Source organism: Arminella tubonensis (assembly GCF_003240585.1).
GTDB classification, from domain to species: Bacteria; Pseudomonadota; Alphaproteobacteria; order Rhizobiales; family Rhizobiaceae; genus Rhizobium; species Rhizobium tubonense.
The window spans coordinates 41,798-59,968 of record NZ_PCDP01000048.1; the positions used below are offsets into that span (position 1 = coordinate 41,798).

An 18,171-nucleotide genomic window follows, 5' to 3' on the forward strand; every position below is an offset into this window, starting at 1 on the left:
GCACCGAGCTTCTGCATCGGCAGCGTTGCCGGCATTGCGACCATATCCTACCATCTGGATTGCTCGACGCGTCAGCACAGCGCTTGAGAATGATACTTGCGAGGAATTATGAGCGGCAACATGGGCCACAACTCAGTGAGGCTGTCCGAGGATCCGGATTTCTTCAATCTGCTGACCGACAGCTACGCCCGCTCGGTTGGAAGGCTTCTTGTCGAAAGTGGTCGTGATGCCGGTTGGCTATATCATCACGCACCATTCGTCGTCGTGGCGCACAACACCGATACCGACCCCCGCTTCATCTATGCCAACAAGGCGGCCCAACGCTGCTTCGAATATGACTGGGACGAATTCACAACCCTGCCGTCGCGTCTCTCGGCAGAACTCCCCAACAGGACGGAACGACAGTTGCTTCTGGATAAAGTTACCCGTGACGGCTTCGCCTCGGGCTACCGAGGTGAGCGGATAGCCAAATCCGGCCGCCGCTTCTGGATGGAAGACGGCGTCGTGTGGGAGCTGATCGACCGAGACGGCAAGCGGCATGGCCAGGCCGCAACCTTTTCGCTATGGAGAGAAAGCTAGTCGACGGTTGCCGCAATCCCTGACGTGGCGCGGCTTTCTTGCGACGCGAAGGTTCGCGCCTCGCGGTCCCGAACCTGTCTTATGCCGGAGACCCGCCTACGCGAAATCGCACCCCCAGCATAATTTTGAGAAAAGGTTTTTTCTCTTGACATCCCGACTGAGAAAAGCTTTTTTCTTTTCACTGCTGGAGGCTAAGCTGGATACGTCTGGGAATAAACGCACTACAATTCATGACCTTGCTGCCGCCGCCGGAGTGAGCATCTCGACGGCGTCCAAAGCATTGAACAATACCGGCCGGATGGGAGACGAAACACGCAAGCGCGTAAAGCGTATCGCTACCGAAATGGGCTTCAGGCCGAATGCAATGGCACGTGGCCTGCTCAGTAAACGCAGCTTTACGATTGGGCTTTTAACCAACGATACCTACGGCCGCTTCACGCTGCCTGTCATGGCCGGCGTGTCCGATGCGCTGCTCGATCATGGCGTCTCGGTGTTCCTTTGCGCAATAGAGGACGATCCGGCGCTTGGACAAACACATGTGGAGGCAATGCTCGACAAGCAGGTGGACGGCATTATCGCCTCGGGAAAACGTGTCGATAAGCGGCTGCCTGTCGACTTGTCGAACCTTCAGGTCCCAGTGGTTTACGCTTTCACTGAGGGAACCCCGGATAGCGTGACGTTTCGGTCGGACGATGCCCAGGGGGCGCGGCTGGCGGTGGAATGGCTGAGGAAACTCGGGCGTCGTCATATCGTCCACGTCACCGGCCCGGAGGCCTTCTTCTCAGTGCGGGAGCGGGCTGCCGCTTACCGGGAAGTTGCCGGTGAGATAGAGCCAGTGATGTACGGCATCTGGGCGGAGAGCTGGGGCCATGAGGCCGTGCAGAGGATCTGGACACGTCCTGGGGGAAAGCCAGATGCAATCTTTTGCGGCAACGATCAGATCGCGCGGGGAGTGGTGGATGCTCTTCGCGAGCGGGGCGTCAAGGTTCCGCAGGATATTTCGGTGGTTGGCTTCGACAATTGGGAGATTGTCGCAGGACAAACGCGACCACCGCTGACCACGGTGGATATGTGCTTGAAGGAACTTGGCCGCCAAGCAGGGCTAACGGTGCTCGCGATGGCGGAAGGACGGCCGGTGGAGCCGGGAGTGAGGAAATTGCCATGCCGTTTGGTGGTGCGGCAGTCATGCGGGGCTGAAAACCTCGAAGAATAACGCAGGGCGCGGGGAGTTGCGCCAATTGGGAGGAGTGTCATGATCAAGCGTTTATTGGTGGCGACCAGCGTCGCAACCCTATGCCTGGTGTCGGGAGCATCGGCCGCCGAGAAGATCGATATGTGGGTCCGCTCGGGTATCGGCGAATCCTTCAAGAAGGTAGTGGAGGCCTATAATGCCAGCCACGAGAACCAGGTCGCAGCGACAGAGGTTCCCTTTTCGGAACTCGTCCAGAAATACGCGACGGCAATCGCTGGCGGGCAGGCTCCGGACGCGCTTTCGATGGACTTGATCTACACGCCGGCCTTTGCAGCGGCCGGCCAGCTTGAAGATCTGACGGATTGGGCAAAGAAGCTGCCCTATTTCAACTCACTCTCACCGTCCCACGTCAAGCTCGGCACCTATCAGGACCATATTTACGGACTTCCGCTTTCAGTCGAGACCTCTGTTTTTGCGTGGAATAAGGACCTCTACAAGAAGGCGGGCCTTGACCCTGAAAAGGCACCTGCAAGCTGGGAAGAGATCGAGGCCAACGCGGAAAAGATCCGCAAGCTGGGCGACGATACCTATGGCTTCTATTTCTCCGGCGGCGGCTGCGGCGGCTGCATGATCTTCACCTTTACCCCGCTGGTCTGGGGTGCTGGCGCAGACATCCTTTCAGCCGACGGCAAGAAGGCAACGCTCGATACCCCGCAGATGCGCAAGGCCGTCGGCTTCTATCGCGACATGGTCAAGAAGGATCTCGTACCGGCCGGTGCAGCCAGCGACAATGGCGCGAACTTCCTGAGCTTCACCAGCGGCAAGATCGGTCAGCAGAGCCTCGGCGCCTTCGCCATCGGAACGCTGGTAACCGAGCATCCCGACATCAACTTCGGCGTCACGCTGATCCCCAGCGTCAACGGCGGCACGTCTTCCTTTGCCGGCGGCGACAACTTCGTCATCACCAAGGGCACCAAGAAGATCGATGCGGTGAAGGAGTTCCTCGAATATATTTACTCGATGGACGGTCAGAAGATCATGGCGAAATATGGAAGCCTGCCGACACGCGGCGATATCGCCGAAAAGGTCCTTGAAGGTCTGGATCCCCGCATGCAGGTCGGTCTCAAGGCCATAGGCGTCGCCAAGACCCCCTATACGCTGCAGTTCAACGATTTGATCAACAGCGCGAACGGGCCTTGGGCAGGCTTCACCAACGCCGCCATTTTCGGTGACGATGTCGATGCCGCTTTCGCAAATGCCCAGTCGGAAATGCAGTCGATCATCGACAGCGCCCAATAGTCTCTCCCTCCGGCGGGCCTGGTCGGAAGGCGGTGGCAGCCTTCCGACCGATTTTTCAAGAAAGATGCGGAGCGTTTGAATGGCCGATACCGGTCGAATACAGCTATCACCCATGCGCAAGCGGCGAGGCAGATCGCAGTGGCGCGGGATGGTCTATATCGCCCCGGCCATGGCGCTCGTCATCGTTTTCTTCGTGATGCCCGTGCTCTTTACGGGATGGATGAGTCTGCACAACTGGCCGCTGATGGGAGCCTCGCGCTGGATCGGTTTCGGCAATTACACTCGCATGCTCAATGACGCCCGCTTCATGTCGGCTTTGAATTTCACTGCATACTATACAGTGATCGTCACGATCGCGATCTTCGCCGTTGCCTTCCCACTTGCGATCTTCGTCGAGAAGGAGCGGCAATTCGTCAGCACCTATCGGACCATAATCTTCCTCCCCGTCGTCGTCGGCCTTGCCTCGGCCTCGCTGCTCTGGGTCTGGCTTTCCAATGTCGACAGCGGCTTCATCGGCCCGGCCTTGAAGGCGCTGGGCCTGGTGGAAAAAAGCCCGAACCTGCTTGCAACCTTCGACAGCGCCTTTCTGACGATCATCGTCATGGTCGTCTGGAAAATCGCCGGTTTCACCATGATCATCCTTCTGACGGGACTTCAGGCCATTCCGGCGGAGCTCACGGAGGCAGCCCGCATCGACGGGGCAAGCCGCTGGCAGCGCTTCCGGCATCTGACCCTGCCGCTGATGCGCCGCACCATCGCGCTCGCGCTGATCGTATCCGTGACGGGCTCGATCCTCGCCTTTGACCAGTTCTACATCATGACGAGCGGCGGGCCGCAGAACCGGATGATCTCGGTCGTCTACTACATCTTCAACCAGTCCTTCGTGTCGTTCAATCTCGGCTATGGAGCGGCGCTCTCGATTGTTCTCCTCGCCATACTGATGGTGATCAGCGTTGCGCAGCTGTGGTTGTTGCGTGTGGGAGACGACCGCCCATGAACCTGCCAAAAGCGCGCCGCGCTCGCAAAGCCGCCCGGGCGAAGTCGGCCTACCACACGGCCGGAATTATCATCGCAGTGTTCTTTCTGGCGCCCTTCGCCGTTACCCTGCTCGCCTCCTTCCGCCATGGCACCGAAGCAAGCCTGCCGCCGCTCCCTCCGTGGCCAACGACCGGCATCAGCTTTGACTCTTACCGGTCGCTCGACACATTCGGTTCCGGCATCCTGCAGCACACGATCAATTCGCTGATCGTATCGCTTGCGACAGTTGTGTTGACCGTCAGCGTCAGCCTGCTGGCAGGCTACGGCTTCTCCCGCTATCGGTTCCCGTTGAAGAACGTGCTGTTCGTATTGATCATCGCGACACTGATGATCCCGTTCCAGTCTATCCTGACGCCGCTCTTCATCATTCTGGCAAGGCTCGGGCTGAACAATTCGTTGCTGGGGCTCACCCTCGTCTATGTGACGCTGCAGCTTCCTTTCTCCGTCTTCATGATGCGCAATGCCTTCGATGCCGTGCCGAAAGAGATAGAGGAAGCGGCTCGCATCGATGGTGCCCGCGACCTCGGGCTGCTGGTCCGCGTGCTTCTGCCGCTCGTATTGCCGGGGGCTGCCACGGTCGCGATCTTTGCCTTCCTCAATGCCTGGAATGAATTCCTGGCGGCTCTCGTGCTGTTGTCTAGCAACGACAAATACACGCTACCAGTCCTAATGATGGCGGTGCGCGCCGGGCGCCTCGGGGCGGTCAACTGGGGCGCGGTGCAGGCGGGCGTTGCCGTCATGACGCTGCCTTGCCTCGTCGTCTTCCTGCTTCTGCAACGCTACTACATGCGCGGTCTCATGGCCGGCGCGGTGAAATGACACTCAAGAGAAATGGATGAAGCCATGACCAAGCTGAAGAAAGACCGCCAGTTCCGTCCCCTCCCCGTACCGAGCGTCGAATTGTCCGGCCTGTTCGGCGACCGCCAGGATGCGATTTGCTCATCAACCGCCGAAACCCTTCTCGACAGGTGCGTCGAGGCCGGCATGGTGAGAGCGATAGACACCAGCCAGCCAAGCCCTGGCATTGTCATTCCGCTGCAACCATGGGCAGGCTCGACCCAAATGTTCTGGGACAGCGACCTCGGAAAGTCGATCGAAACCGTTGCGTATTCCCTCTATCGCAGAAAGAATCCTGAGCTCGAGGCGCGGGTCGATGCCATCATCGAACTCTACGAGAAGATGCAGGATGAAAACGGCTATCTGAACGCCTGGTTCCAGCGGGTGCAGCCGGGTCGCCGCTGGACCAACCTGCGCGATCACCACGAACTTTACTGCGCCGGCCACCTGATCGAGGGCGCCGTTGCCTATTACCAGGCGACGGGAAAGCGCAAGCTGCTCGATATCATGTGCCGCTACGCCGACTACATGATCAAGGTTTTCGGCCATGGCGAGGGACAACTGCGCGGATATTGCGGACACGAGGAAGTGGAGCTGGCGCTGGTCAAGCTCGCCCGTGTCACGTCAGAGAAGAAATACCTCGAACTCGCCAAATACTTCATCGATGAGCGCGGGACCGAGCCTAACTATTTCACTGAAGAGGCAGTCCGCGACGACCGCGACCCGAAGAAATTCATCCAGAAGACCTATGAATACAATCAGGCACACGAGCCGGTACGGGACCAGAAGAAGGTCGTCGGCCATGCGGTTCGGGCCATGTATCTCTATTCCGGTATGGCCGATATCGCGACCGAGTATAACGACGACAGCCTGACGGCGGCGCTCGAAACGCTCTGGGACGACCTGACGACAAAACAGATGTATATCACCGGCGGCATCGGCCCGGCAGCTTCCAACGAAGGTTTCACCGACTACTACGATCTCCCGAACGAAAGCGCCTATGCCGAAACCTGCGCGTCCGTCGGTCTCGTCTTCTGGGCGAACCGCATGCTTGGCCGCGGCCCGAACCGCCGCTATGCCGACATCATGGAACAGGCCCTCTACAACGGCGCCATGGCCGGCCTGTCGCTCGACGGCAAGACCTTCTTCTATGAGAATCCGCTTGAAAGCGCCGGCAAGCATCACCGCTGGACCTGGCATCACTGCCCCTGCTGCCCGCCGAACATCGCCCGCCTGCTCGCGTCAGTGGGCTCCTATATGTACGCTCTGGCCGACGATGAGATCGCCGTTCACCTTTACGGGGAAAGCAAGGCTCGCTTCGAGATCGGCAGCACTCAGGTCGAACTTTCGCAGAAGACACGCTATCCGTGGGATGGCGCCATCCACTTCGATATGACGACTGACAAACCGGCCAGGTTCGCCCTCTCCTTGCGCATTCCGGAATGGGCTGAGGGCGCAGCAATCAAGGTGAATGGCGAGATAGTCGACCTGTCATCATTGGTCGTTGACGGCTACGCGCGCATCGAGCGCGAGTGGAAGAGCGGTGACCAGGTCGATCTGGACATTCCGCTGGCAACGCGTGCGCTTTGGGCCAATCCAATGGTACGCCAGGATGCGGGGCGGGCCGCATTGATGCGTGGTCCTCTCGTCTATTGTGTCGAGACAACGGACAACGGCGACGGCCTGAATGGCATCGAGCTTGTGGGGGATGTGTCAAAGGCGACGACGTCCGAAATCGCCGAGCTTGAAGGCGCAATTGCCCTTGATCTGCCGGTGCTGCGCGACAAGGCGGATTGGGGCAGCGCGCTTTACCGGACTTCGCCCCCAAAGGCTCGCGAGGCGACGGCACGTTTCGTGCCCTATCCCTTCTGGGACAATCGATCTGCGGGCGAAATGCTCGTATGGGTCAGAGCGGGTGCATTGAACGGTGAATGAGATGGGCGAAACTGGCGTCGTGCTGACCGACATCCGCAAGAACTTCGGCAGCCTCGAGGTTATTCACGGCATCGACCTGAAGATTGCGGAGGGTTCCTTCGTGGTCTTCGTCGGCCCCTCGGGCTGTGGGAAATCAACCTTGCTGCGGATGATTGCGGGTCTCGAAGAGGTTACCGACGGCGAGATCGACATAAAGGGGCGCAATGTCACCGATCTCGATCCGTCGGATCGTGGCATCGCCATGGTGTTTCAGTCCTACGCGCTCTATCCGCACATGAGCGTACGCGAAAATCTTGGCTTCGGGCTGAAGATGACGCGGACGCCGGCGGCCGAGATAGACGCCCGCGTCGGTGCGGCGTCCTCTATTTTGAAGATTGATCATCTTCTTGAACGTCGTCCCGGGCAGCTCTCCGGCGGTCAGCGCCAACGCGTCGCAATCGGCCGGGCGATCGTCCGCAAGCCGGATGTCTTTCTCTTCGACGAGCCTTTGTCTAATCTGGACGCCGAACTGCGCGTTTCCATGCGTATCGAGATCGCGCGGCTGCACCGCGAACTCGGCAATACCATGATCTATGTCACCCACGACCAGACCGAAGCGATGACGCTTGCCGACAAGATCGTCGTGCTGCGTGACGGCCGCATCGAGCAGACCGGCACGCCCCGCGAGCTCTATGAAAATCCCGCCAACATCTTCGTCGCCGGATTCATCGGCTCCCCCCGCATGAACCTGCTGGAAGCGACATGGCTCGGCAACGGATCGATCCGCCTCGGAACAAAGGAGATATCCGCGCCTCTTTCAAACAAAGATCTGCGCTCCGGAGACAGGCTGACATTCGGCATTCGCCCTGAACATTTTACCGTCGGCGATAGCGGCACCGACGCTCTTGATGCAACGGTTGATTTCCCCGAGTATCTCGGTGGCACCCAGTATCTCTACTGCCAGCTGAGCGATGGCCAACCCGTCGTTGCGGAATACCGATCACCGGTTCCGATCAAGCCCGGGAGCAAAATCAAGCTGTCCTATGCCTTCGCCCAATGCCACGTCTTTGGAGGCGAAGGGTTGCGCGTGACCTGAGGATAGATAGCGGAAGCCTTACTCGACTTTCCTGGAAGCGTTCGGGCGTACAATTGCCGAACGTGCCCGGTGCGACAAACAACCTTTTATTTATGCGCGCAGACGGCCTAGAGTGAACGAGGTTCATGTTCACGTCGAGCGAGGTCGAAATGAAACCGAATGTCATCATGGTCACAGGCGCGGCTGGCAATCTCGGCAGCGCTGTTGTCGCCGAACTGGCGTCACGGGGCGCACGGCTCGTCTGCCTGGAGCGGAATGCGGTGTCGCTGGACGAACTCGTCTCACGCCTTCCAGCGGAAACCGAAATTCTCAAATTGCCGGGGGTCGACCTTACGGATTTTGAGGCTTGCAGAAATGCTGTTTTGAAGAGCGAAGAACGGTTCGGGGAAATCCATGGCCTCGTGAACACCGTCGGCGGCTTTCGGATGACGCCGGTTGGCGAAGCTGGTCTTGCCGAATGGGATACGCTTTTGACGTTGAACGCTCGTACCGCTTATGCAATCAGCGCCGCGATCTTGCCGGCGATGCAGAAGGCTAGATATGGTCGCATCGTTCATATTGCGGCGGCGCCGGGTCTGAAAGCGGGGGCACGGCAAGCTGCATACGCAGCCTCCAAGGCCGCGTTGATCCGCCTGACGGAAGCAATTGCTGCAGAAAATCGTACCTACAGAATCACAGCTAATTGCATTCTTCCGGGCACGATCGACACGCCGGAAAACCGTGCCGCCATGCCGGACGCAAATACTGACAGTTGGGTTCCCGCCGGCGCAATAGCGCATTTGATCGCCTACCTAGTCTCGCCCGAGGCCGGCGCCGTCACTGGCGCCTCCATTCCGGCGACAGGTTTTTAGCAACAGACGTAGAAGGTGGATTGCGATGCGTTGAGCTGGAGCAGAAAAGGGGTTGCGGCCGCTGCTTTTCGTGCCAATAGCCGGAGAGGTCAGCGGGGACCGGCAAACCGGCCGCCTCAACCTCCGCCGCTACGCCCTAAGGCCTATAGGAAACCGGTTGCGTAACTGCTTGATGATGCTATTTTTGTGGCATCACGGCGGTCGCCCACGGCGAATTAGACGACTGTGAGCCGGGAAACACGAACTTGGAGGAAGAGCGTGTTTGCGATTGCATCATCATCTGTGTCGAATATTGACGTTCTGCGATGACGGTGACTGTCGATGTCATCTCGCACGTGAACGACTTCCCCACTGTCGCAGGCCATCTGCCCAATTATTTGCGACTCCCGTTAGAGCGCACGATCGAGATCGGGTGCAAACTTCTTGATCCAATTCTTCGCGTTTCCGGGAGGCGGGGATGAGTTTGCCGTTCCTCACCATGAACGGCGTCGTCAAACGCTTCGGCGGTGTCCAGGCCCTGCGCGGCGTTGATTTTGAGCTACGTTCCGGCGAAATCCATGCGCTCCTCGGCGAAAATGGCGCAGGCAAATCGACGCTGATGAATATCCTGTCTGGGGTACACACGCCCGACCAGGGGACCGTCATGATCGATGGTGCTGCTGTGCGTTTTGCCAATCCCCGAGAGGCACAGGCCGCTGGCATCGCGACGATTTTCCAAGAGCTTGATCTCGTGCCGGGCCTAGACGTCGCTTCCAATCTGTTCCTCGGGCGTGAACTTGTCAGGCCCGGAGGGTTTCTCGACGTTGCCGGCATGCGCGAGCAGGCCCGCAAACGGCTGACGGCCATAGAACTCGACATTGACGTCGAAAGGCCGGTCGGCGAATTGTCGATTGGCCATCGCCAGGTTGTCGCGATCGTCAAAGCCCTTTCCTACGCGACGCGCGCCTTGATCATGGACGAGCCAACGGCCGCGCTGACGGTCAGTGAAGTGGATCGGTTGTTTACGATCATGCGCCGGCTCAGCGCCAGCGGGGTCGGCATCGTCTATATCTCGCACCGGCTGGAAGAGGTCCCGCAGGTTGCAGACCGGGTGACTGTGATGCGAGACGGGCGGGTTGCCGGAACGACGGCTCCGCAGGCTCCGCAAGCCGAACTTGTCCGCCTTCTCGTCGGCCGGCCCCTCGAAGAATTGTTTCCACTTCGAACGCACAAGGTGGGTCGCAGGCTGCTCCATCTTGAGGATGCCCGGTTCGTTCCCATTAGAGCGAGCGCTGGATGGCAAGCTCCGAAGAAAATCTCCCTCGATGTGCACGAAGGCGAGATTGTCGGGCTGGCAGGCGTCATGGGTGCCGGCCGCACCGAGCTGCTCAGCGCTCTCTACGGCACCGGACTGCCGGGCCGCTGGGCAGGGACGATCGAGATGGACAGTCGCGCGGTGCGGCTGGAGTCCATCCGTGCCTCCAGGCGGGCGGGTATTGCCTACGTGACGGACGATAGAAGAGGCGGTGGTCTGATGCTGCGGGCCGCCGTGGGTCGCAATCTGGTGATGTCGGTGCTTCGGCGCATCTCCCCGCGCGGCTTCATGTCGGCGGCGCGCGAAGCGGCGGCAGTGGCCCGCTCTTTCGGACAATTCGATATCAGGCCGCGCAATGCCGCCATTGCGGTGGGCGCGCTTTCGGGCGGCAACCAGCAGAAGGTCGTTCTTGCCAAGGAAATCCTCGGCAATCCCCGGCTCCTGTTGCTGGATGAGCCGACGCGGGGTGTCGATGTAGGCGCCAAGGCGGAAATCTACGCCAGGCTCCGCGAACTGTCGTCGCAAGGCCTCGGCATACTCGTTGCCTCGAGCGAAATGCCCGAGCTGATCGGCCTCTGCGATCGGATCGTGGTGCTTCGGGAAGGCCGCAACGTGGCGGAATTCGACAGCGGAGTTGACGAGCATACGGTGCTCGCCGCGGCAACCAGAAAGGCCTCATGATGTCTCAACCCGGCGCCTCGGAGGCCGAACAGCCCGTTGCCAAGGCTCCCGCGAAACGGCGGGACCCTTTGGCACTCATCGTTCGTTTCCAAAGCCTGATAGGCTTGGTGGTCGTGGTGCTGGGCGGCATCGTCTTCTCGCCGCGCCGGCACGGCCAGATCCTATTCATCGCCCCCGACAATATCGCCAATATAGTGCGTGCCGTATCAGAGACCGGCATTATCGCGATCGGCATGACCTTCGTCATCATTACCGCGGGTATAGATCTGTCCGTCGGCGCCCTGCTCGGTCTTTCCAGCGTCGTGACGGCAACGATGATGATCAGCGGTGGCGTCGGCCTCGTCCCGACATTGTTGGTAGTGCTCCTCGCCGGTGTGGTCTTCGGCGCCATTCAAGGCTCGATTTCGACACGCTTTCGGCTCGAGCCATTCATCGTAACGCTGGCGGGCTTGCAGGCTGCGCGCGGGCTAGCCCTGGTCGTCTCCGGCAATGAGTACATTAACATTTCGTATGGCGAGGGTCCCGGGCTCGCCCCGCCGGTGTTCGCCATTCTCGGCGACCGACTATTTGACAACGTGGTGCCCGTCGCGACCATCGTCTTCATCGCCTTCGCCGCGATCGCGACGGTCGTTCTCAACACCACCCGTTTCGGGCGCTACGTCTTTGCGGTCGGCGGCAACGAGCGGGCGGCCCGACTTTCCGGCATACCCGTCTCGGCGGTGAAGATCACGGTATATGCCATCACTGGTTTTGCCTCCGCCCTTGCAGGGATCGTCCATGCAGGCCAGTTCAATTTCGGCAGCGCCAACGACGGCGCAGGCTATGAGCTCACGGCCATCGCAGCCGTGGTGATCGGGGGAACGAGCCTGTTCGGCGGGTCGGGATCAATGGTCGGCACGGTCGCCGGCACGATCATGCTCGGCGCGCTCGCCAATGTCCTGCAGCTGAACAATATTACGCCCGCGCTGCAATTGCTTGCAACCGCCGCCATCATCATCCTGGCGGCAGTTCTTCAGTCCCTCGTCCGTCGCCGCGAAGGTCTGATCCGCTGAGAAGGCGATTTTCGAACACCTGCTGACGCCGGTGGCGCGAGCAGAGTGAGGCAACCGTCGGGCTGGAGGGCTCGACAAGGAGGAGACATCATGCATAGCAAGAGCGCCCATAGAGGGCATAACGTTTGGCGGGCAATGTTGCTCGCTGGCACATTTCTGACCGTTGCCGGTGTGGCTCAGGCCGCCGACCCGCTGGTCAAGGCCTGCTCCAAGACCGGCGAATTCGTGATCGGTTTCTCGCAGGCCAACAATGCCGAACCTTATCGTCAGCACGTCAACGATGAGCTCACGGCTGCGGCAAAGGCGGTACCCCAGTTCACCCTGCAGATCGCCGACGGAGCGGGCAGCGTGAATACGCAGACCTCGCAGGTCGACAACTTCATCACCCAAAAGGTCGACTTGCTGTTGATCTCGCCCTTCGAGGCCTCGCCGCTGACGCCAGCCGTCCAACGGGCGATGAAGGCGGGCATTCCGGTCATCGAGCTCGATCGAAAGACGGTAGGGGATCCCGGCAAGGATTACACGGCGTTCATCGGCGGCGACAATTACAAGATTGCACTCGAAGCCGGCAACTACACGGCCAAGACACTTCTTCCGGACGGTGGCGACGTGGCGGTCCTCGAGGGATTGCCGAGTTCGACCCCCGCCGTGGAGCGGCTCAACGGCTTCAAGGATGGTGTGAAACAGAACAGCAAGATCAAGGTCGTGGCAGAGCAGGCGGCCGATTGGCTGCCGGATAAAGCCCAGACGGCATTTGCCGCCATGCTGCAGGCCAATCCCGACATCAAGATGGTCTATGCGAGCAACGATATGATGGCAGCCGGTGCACGGCTTGCGGCCAAGGGCGCGGGTAAGGAGGGGCAGATCAAGATTATCGGCACTGATGGCCTGCCCGGCCCCGCGGGTGGAATCCGAGCTGTTGCCGAGGGTGAATGGGCCGCAACGTTCACCTATCCGACGGGTGCCAAAGAGGCTATCGACATGGCCAAATCGATCCTCCTTGATTGCGCTACCTCAGTCGAACCAACGGTGACCGTCGCCACGATGGCAATTACGCCTGATAACGCCAAGTCGCTGATGGGTAAATGAGGTTGTAACCTCTTGAAGTGAGCCGGGGATCGATCCCGAACCCCGGTTTCTTGCCTCAGGGCGATTTTCGCCCGCCGCATCAGGCCGGCGACGGGCGCCTGCGCCAGGAGAGGCTTTTGAGAAGGCTGCGGATTGGTTTTTCGATGACCTCATATGCGGCAATCCCCAGGAGAGCGCCCAAGATCGCAGAGAGAGTGACGGCGACAAGCGGCGGCAGAGCCATTGATTGGGCAGCCTTCGCCACCACGGAAATGGCCAGGGTATGCCAGAGGTAGATCGAATAGGATCCATTGCCAAGGTAGGCAAGCACCGGAATGTGGGGCATTGCGCCATGCCGTTCCAGCGACAGGATGCCGAGAATGAGGGCGACGGCCAGCGGCCCGCAGATGAACTCGTTGAAGTCGAGTTGCAGGATCTGAATGGCCGCGAAACCGCAAGCGGCCACCGTGACAAGGACCAATCCAACCACCGCTCTCGGAACCCGACCCTTCAGCCAAAGTTCGCCGAGAACGGTACCGGCGACGAATTCCAGGATGATCGGGCGCGTATAGGTCGCCAGGATCGCCGACTGCGGGTGGAAAAGCCAACCGAACAGTGCAAAGGCAGCGAAGACGCAGACCAGGAAAACCAGCTGGATACGGCGCGCGAAAAGCAGGCCTATCGCAAAGATGGCATAGAAGAACATTTCAAAATTCAGAGTCCAGCCCTGGACAAGCACAGGCCAGATTTCGCCATTGCTAGGTGAACGCACGGGGATCAGGAAAAATGATCCGAGCAGATGTTCAAACGTCAGCTTCATATTCGGGAAAAGGCCGGTCAAGGCGCCTGCGATCATCACACCGGTGACGATCCAATACACAGGAACGATGCGCTGAATGCGGTCGAATACAAAGCGCGTCGGGCTGAGTGGCCTGCTGTCGCTCATGACCCACATGATAAAGCCGCTGATAACAAAGAAGACGTCGACACCCGCAGCGCCGATTTTGAAGTTGCCGCCGCTTTTCTCAGCCGCATGAAAGAAAACGACAGCCAAGGCCGCAAGGGCGCGAAGGTACTGGATTCCGTAAAGGGTCTTCATTCGTTGATTAGCGCTCCAAACGCGAGACCGATCAAGTGTTCAATCAAGAACAAGCAGGAGCCGCGCCGCTTAGGACCGCGCGAACTCCATCTGGTCGTAGTAGATCGGCAACACGGCCTTCGGCACGCGCTGTGCGATGGTGAGTTTTCCCGCGATGAAATAAAGCAGGAACGAGCCCACTTGGTAGGGATTGAGAATGTCGATCTCGACGAAGGCACGGATCAGCAGCAACACCGCTACCCCGAAGAGAACATAGGATTCATTGTTGCGCAGATCGCCCAGTAGCCGCTTCAGGTGGCCAAAAAGGCTGACGAGCAGAACCATGCAAAGCAGGATCACGCCAACAAGACCGGTCTCGACGGTCGTCTCGATAAATGTGTTGTGGAAGTGGAACCCGCCGCGCGCCGTGATAAAGAATTCCTCCCAAAGCCGCTCGGGCTCCGAGAAACCCTGCACCCAGTACGCCTGGTAGCCGATGCCGAAGATGGGATGCAGTACCGCCGCGGCTATTCCCTGCTGCCAGAGATAGGTCCGGCCGGTCAGCGTCGAATCTTTTCCGAACGCGCCGAGCACCAGATCCGTGGCGCCGAGATAGACGCCTGCAACTGCGAAGACGGTGAAAAATACAGCCGCGGCGGTGAACAGCAGCTTGCGGTTCTTCGGCGACAGGAAAAGGATGACACGCATGCTGATGATGAGAGCGACCACCGCGGCGGTGGTGATGACCGAGGTCGCGGACTGCGCTGCGAACAGGCAATAGGCGGACAGCAATCCGACGATACCGGCGCCGACGACCCAAATACGCCTTTCGCCGAGGACGAAGACAGCGGCGAAGGAGAAATAGATGCCGAGTGAGGCGTATAGGCCCAGCTGATTCTTCGAGTCGAAGGCGCCGACAAAGCTGAACGTACCGTCGAGAATGTCGTATTCATAACGACCGAACGCCATCGAATAGAGCAGCACTAGCCCCACGCCCGCGACCGCCCCGAGCGTGATTGTTCGGATATCGAGTACCCGCATGGCGATCAGCGCGCAGACGATGTGCGTCATGTACTGGATCGCCGCTCGCGCGGTGACGCTTGGTACCGCCGACCAGAATGTCGAAAGGCAGGCGACGATGCCGAAGGCGAACAGCCAGAGGTATTTCCGGTAGCTGCCAAGGACCACGCGGTAGTCGACCAGGACAAGCGGCATCCAAAGCGCGTAGTAGACGATGATCGAGGCCTGCCCGAACCTCGCCGAATAGGCAAAGACCATGAAGGACAGAGCAGTCGCGACGACGCCATAGGCGAAGTTGCCTCCCGGGCGAATGACCGTCGATGCCGCTACCTTCATGGAACCTCCTTACCGCATGTAGAGGCCGGCGGTGACCTTGATCAGGTCGCCCGGCAGCACCACGGTATTCTCCTCAGCGGGAATTTCCTTGGGTTTGCCGTTCTCCTCACGGACGATCGAATAGGCGACACTGACGCCCTGCCCGTCGCCGCCAAGATGAGCGGCATCGGCAGACTGCACAACCGCTTCCTGCATCAAGGTCTGACTTGTCGTCAGCTTCAGCTGCAGCGTTTCGAGCTGGGTGTCGGTGTCCTGCATCTCCTGGGCGAGCTGATTGGCGCGGTCGTTCCGGAGCGTGATCTCGTCCTGGTCCGCTTTGCTGATGTCCTGCTTCGCCTTCAGGGATGCGGTGTCGATGTCGAGCAATGCTGCCTCGAGGTCGGCCGCGCGTTGCTCGGCCGTCAACTTGCGGGCGCTCAATGCGAGGCCCCTCTCCGCCAGATCCTCGACCTTGTCGCGATCTTCCTTTGCCAGAACGAGCTGACCGTTTTGCGTGTCACTCTTTTTGGCGAGTGTGACGACTTCGCTTTGCAGCAGGGCCTTCAGATCGTCGAGCGCCTTAAGCTGCAAGGTCAGCTGCTTCGAGCGCGATTGCATGAGCGCCACTTCGCTGGCCATCATATTGGCCGCCTGCGGCAGGCTCTTCAGATCTTGCGGCATGTCGATCTTGTCACTGCCGTTAATTTCGGCTTCAAGGCGCGCTTTGCGCATCAGCAGTCGGCCGCGCTCGGCCATGAAGACGACCGCGTCGCCCTTGGCGGTGATGAAGTCACGGGCGAAGCGCTGTCCGGCATCGGCCCGACGCAACCCGCCACCGAGGCTGACTGCCTTCATGACAGTAAGATTGGGCGCGTAGGGATATTCGCCGGGTGTCTGCACATCGCCCGACAGATAGAGCGGCCGGTACTGGGCAATTTCGACTGAGGCGGAAGGTCTGTCGCGAAGTCCGAACTGTTTCTGCAACGCGACACCGATCGCCTCGGCAATTTCGGCGGTCGTCTTGCCCGTGACCGGGAGGTCGCCGACAAACGGCAGCGAGACGTCGCCCGAGGCGCCGACGCTGTAGTCGCCACTGACGACGGACCAGTCACGAACTGTGCCTTCGGCCGTCTGCCATTCGGCAACACGCACCCGCAGCTTGTCCATCACACCGAGATGATAGTCGCCGGACGCAGCGTTGGCACCGCCTGATGCAAGGCAGATTCCAAGAAGTAATACGCCGGCGCGAGCGAAAGCCGCGGACCGACGTTTCGTGTATCTGTGAAGCAGGGCTTCGTTCATGAAAGCTTCCCTGTTGTTGGGTAGCCGCTGCTCCTGGAAGCAGCGAAACCGATGTCCAAATTGCCTACTCAGTAGCTGCCGCGCGAGAGGCAGACTGCGGGAATGGTTCTCGCAATGATGAGCATGTCGCGGCTGAGCGACCAGTTCTGGACATAATGTGTGTCGAAGGCGACGCGTGACGCATAGGAGACGTCGTTGCGCCCGCTGACCTGCCAGAGGCCGGTCAGGCCGGGGCGGGTTTTGAGATAGTAGACAGCAGCGTGTTCATAGCGCTCGAGTTCTTCTTCGACCACCGGCCGCGGTCCAACCACGCTCATTTCACCGCGAATGATGTTCAAAAGCTGCGGTAGCTCATCAAGGCTGAGTTTGCGGAGAATCGATCCCACCACGGTGACGCGGGGGTCGTTCTGCAGCTTGCGAGTGGCAAGCCATTCTTCAAGCGCTTGCGGGTTGGCCTTTAGATAAGCCTGCAGTACCCGGTCACCATCGGTTACCATGGTGCGGAACTTCAGGCAGCGAAAAGTCTTGCCATTATGTCCAACTCTTGGATGACCATAAAAGGCCGGCCCTTTGTCGGAGAGCTTTACCAAAAGCACTAGCATCAGAAACAGCGGACTGATGAAAACGAGTGCCAGGAAGGCTGAGGTGAAGTCGAAACTTCGCTTTAGAATACCACCGGTCGGTGGGAAGATGCCGGATTCTACGGCGCTGAAAAAAGCCGAATTGGCCGATCGTGTCGCAGACTTCATAGAGGTAACTCCACTTATGTTTGGCGATTGGTCGGGATGCCCTCGGGACGCTTAGTAACGCCATGCAGCAGCGAGTGTATGGTCAGAATTTGTTTTTTTAACCAAAATTTTGTGGCGGAGGAAATCCAACGGCCCTTTCAGAGGCATCCCGTCGCCGTTTCCTTTGTTTAGTTATTGCTTATACAGCGAGCTATATTATCCCATGTTTGGTATAGCCAAGAAGTAAGTATGACTTTTCTCTTAAATATCGATGGGTCAGCATCAACTGAAGAACATCTGACCCTAGGTTAGGCCACGGAGATCTCGATCTATGCTGCATATTTCTTGAAGCTCATCATCACGGATCGGCAATAATCGCATGACTATTGCGATGCAGCATTATATTGCAATGCACATCTTGAGCCCACATTGCCACAATCTTTGTAATAAAATTTGATTAACCCGCTGGCAATTGTGACCATCAGGGGAGCCGTTTGGCATGGCTAAAGTTGCAGCGCGACCCGATTGCAACGAAATGGCCAAAAGTCGCATTGCGTTGTGGCATCAAGAAAAAATCGCGGCTTTTGCTGAGCGTTTGCTTGCACCAATCATTACAATCTTAAATAAAAGGTGTTGTTAAGTAAGATCAAAAACATTGCCAGACGGGCCAGATTTCGCTCTCAGAAGGAAGGCAAGCTTTAACGACAATTGCTTAAACTGGCCTTCAATCGGAAAAGACGTTCGACAACCAGTTGAAATCAAACCGCCGTTAAAATATATTGCGTTTCAGGCCGTTGGGAGGGGGTCGTACCTCTGACAAACCTGTC

General features: G+C 59.0%; 15 protein-coding genes. 11 read left to right on the forward strand and 4 right to left on the reverse strand.

Annotation, left to right across the window (positions count from 1 at the left end):
• The first annotated feature begins 108 nt into the window (after window positions 1-108).
• The 11 genes from CPY51_RS22755 (at window position 109) to CPY51_RS22805 (ending at window position 12,922) form a co-directional block, all read left to right on the forward strand.
• A complete protein-coding gene (locus tag CPY51_RS22755) occupies window positions 109-579 on the forward strand; it encodes an MEKHLA domain-containing protein (protein ID WP_111162520.1) in 471 nt (156 codons plus the stop codon).
• A 145-nt stretch (window positions 580-724) separates the two neighbouring features.
• Complete coding sequence (locus CPY51_RS22760; protein ID WP_111162521.1) at window positions 725-1,792, forward strand: LacI family DNA-binding transcriptional regulator; 1,068 nt, start codon at window positions 725-727, stop codon at window positions 1,790-1,792.
• A gap of 39 nt (window positions 1,793-1,831) precedes the next feature.
• Window positions 1,832-3,070: an ABC transporter substrate-binding protein gene (locus tag CPY51_RS22765; RefSeq protein WP_111162522.1), complete on the forward strand. Its 1,239-nt coding sequence runs from the start codon at window positions 1,832-1,834 to the stop codon at window positions 3,068-3,070.
• 79 nt (window positions 3,071-3,149) lie between these two features.
• Window positions 3,150-4,067 carry a carbohydrate ABC transporter permease gene (locus CPY51_RS22770; protein WP_111162523.1) on the forward strand — a complete coding sequence of 306 codons (918 nt, stop codon included), beginning with the start codon at window positions 3,150-3,152 and terminating at the stop codon, window positions 4,065-4,067.
• Window positions 4,064-4,927, forward strand: a complete 864-nt coding sequence (locus CPY51_RS22775) for a carbohydrate ABC transporter permease (RefSeq protein WP_111162524.1) — start codon at window positions 4,064-4,066, stop codon at window positions 4,925-4,927. The genes CPY51_RS22770 and CPY51_RS22775 overlap by 4 nt, the downstream gene beginning before the upstream one ends.
• Before the next feature lie 24 nt (window positions 4,928-4,951).
• Complete coding sequence (locus tag CPY51_RS22780) at window positions 4,952-6,880, forward strand: glycoside hydrolase family 127 protein (RefSeq protein WP_111162565.1); 1,929 nt, start codon at window positions 4,952-4,954, stop codon at window positions 6,878-6,880.
• Window position 6,881: 1 nt separating this feature from the next.
• On the forward strand, window positions 6,882-7,955 hold the full coding sequence (locus tag CPY51_RS22785; RefSeq protein ID WP_111162525.1) for an ABC transporter ATP-binding protein: 1,074 nt from the start codon (window positions 6,882-6,884) through the stop codon (window positions 7,953-7,955).
• Window positions 7,956-8,104: 149 nt separating this feature from the next.
• Complete coding sequence (locus tag CPY51_RS22790; RefSeq protein WP_111162566.1) at window positions 8,105-8,806, forward strand: SDR family NAD(P)-dependent oxidoreductase; 702 nt, start codon at window positions 8,105-8,107, stop codon at window positions 8,804-8,806.
• Window positions 8,807-9,263: 457 nt separating this feature from the next.
• Complete coding sequence (locus CPY51_RS22795) at window positions 9,264-10,781, forward strand: sugar ABC transporter ATP-binding protein (RefSeq protein ID WP_111162526.1); 1,518 nt, start codon at window positions 9,264-9,266, stop codon at window positions 10,779-10,781.
• Window positions 10,781-11,833 (forward strand): ABC transporter permease, encoded by a 1,053-nt coding sequence (locus CPY51_RS22800; protein ID WP_420820728.1) that lies wholly within the window; start codon window positions 10,781-10,783, stop codon window positions 11,831-11,833. Before CPY51_RS22795 ends, CPY51_RS22800 begins: the two co-directional genes overlap by 1 nt.
• A gap of 90 nt (window positions 11,834-11,923) precedes the next feature.
• Window positions 11,924-12,922: a substrate-binding domain-containing protein gene (locus CPY51_RS22805; protein ID WP_111162528.1), complete on the forward strand. Its 999-nt coding sequence runs from the start codon at window positions 11,924-11,926 to the stop codon at window positions 12,920-12,922.
• Window positions 12,923-13,001: 79 nt separating this feature from the next.
• On the opposite strand, the gene CPY51_RS22810 is transcribed toward CPY51_RS22805, so the two are convergent.
• From CPY51_RS22810 to CPY51_RS22825, 4 genes are all read right to left on the reverse strand, one after another.
• A complete protein-coding gene (locus tag CPY51_RS22810) occupies window positions 13,002-14,000 on the reverse strand; it encodes an acyltransferase family protein (protein WP_111162529.1) in 999 nt (332 codons plus the stop codon).
• A gap of 69 nt (window positions 14,001-14,069) precedes the next feature.
• Window positions 14,070-15,335 (reverse strand): O-antigen ligase family protein, encoded by a 1,266-nt coding sequence (locus tag CPY51_RS22815; protein WP_111162530.1) that lies wholly within the window; start codon window positions 15,333-15,335, stop codon window positions 14,070-14,072.
• A gap of 9 nt (window positions 15,336-15,344) precedes the next feature.
• Window positions 15,345-16,616: a polysaccharide biosynthesis/export family protein gene (locus CPY51_RS22820; protein WP_111162531.1), complete on the reverse strand. Its 1,272-nt coding sequence runs from the start codon at window positions 16,614-16,616 to the stop codon at window positions 15,345-15,347.
• 68 nt (window positions 16,617-16,684) lie between these two features.
• Entirely contained in the window at window positions 16,685-17,365 is a 681-nt protein-coding gene (locus tag CPY51_RS22825) for a sugar transferase (protein ID WP_111162532.1), read from the reverse strand.
• Between the last annotated feature and the right edge of the window lie 806 nt (window positions 17,366-18,171).

Excerpts from the sequence above, each read along its gene's own strand:
- CPY51_RS22755 (WP_111162520.1), top strand. The coding sequence starts at position 109 with ATGAGCGGCAACATGGGCCACAACTCAGTGAGGCTGTCCGAGGATCCG.
- CPY51_RS22765 (WP_111162522.1), top strand. The coding sequence starts at position 1,832 with ATGATCAAGCGTTTATTGGTGGCGACCAGCGTCGCAACCCTATGCCTG.
- CPY51_RS22770 (WP_111162523.1), top strand. The coding sequence starts at position 3,150 with ATGGCCGATACCGGTCGAATACAGCTATCACCCATGCGCAAGCGGCGA.
- CPY51_RS22775 (WP_111162524.1), top strand. The coding sequence starts at position 4,064 with ATGAACCTGCCAAAAGCGCGCCGCGCTCGCAAAGCCGCCCGGGCGAAG.
- CPY51_RS22780 (WP_111162565.1), top strand. The coding sequence starts at position 4,952 with ATGACCAAGCTGAAGAAAGACCGCCAGTTCCGTCCCCTCCCCGTACCG.
- CPY51_RS22785 (WP_111162525.1), top strand. The coding sequence starts at position 6,882 with ATGGGCGAAACTGGCGTCGTGCTGACCGACATCCGCAAGAACTTCGGC.
- CPY51_RS22790 (WP_111162566.1), top strand. The coding sequence starts at position 8,105 with ATGAAACCGAATGTCATCATGGTCACAGGCGCGGCTGGCAATCTCGGC.
- CPY51_RS22795 (WP_111162526.1), top strand. The coding sequence starts at position 9,264 with ATGAGTTTGCCGTTCCTCACCATGAACGGCGTCGTCAAACGCTTCGGC.
- CPY51_RS22800 (WP_420820728.1), top strand. The coding sequence starts at position 10,781 with ATGTCTCAACCCGGCGCCTCGGAGGCCGAACAGCCCGTTGCCAAGGCT.
- CPY51_RS22805 (WP_111162528.1), top strand. The coding sequence starts at position 11,924 with ATGCATAGCAAGAGCGCCCATAGAGGGCATAACGTTTGGCGGGCAATG.
- CPY51_RS22810 (WP_111162529.1), bottom strand. The coding sequence starts at position 14,000 with ATGAAGACCCTTTACGGAATCCAGTACCTTCGCGCCCTTGCGGCCTTG.
- CPY51_RS22815 (WP_111162530.1), bottom strand. The coding sequence starts at position 15,335 with ATGAAGGTAGCGGCATCGACGGTCATTCGCCCGGGAGGCAACTTCGCC.
- CPY51_RS22820 (WP_111162531.1), bottom strand. The coding sequence starts at position 16,616 with ATGAACGAAGCCCTGCTTCACAGATACACGAAACGTCGGTCCGCGGCT.
- CPY51_RS22825 (WP_111162532.1), bottom strand. The coding sequence starts at position 17,365 with ATGAAGTCTGCGACACGATCGGCCAATTCGGCTTTTTTCAGCGCCGTA.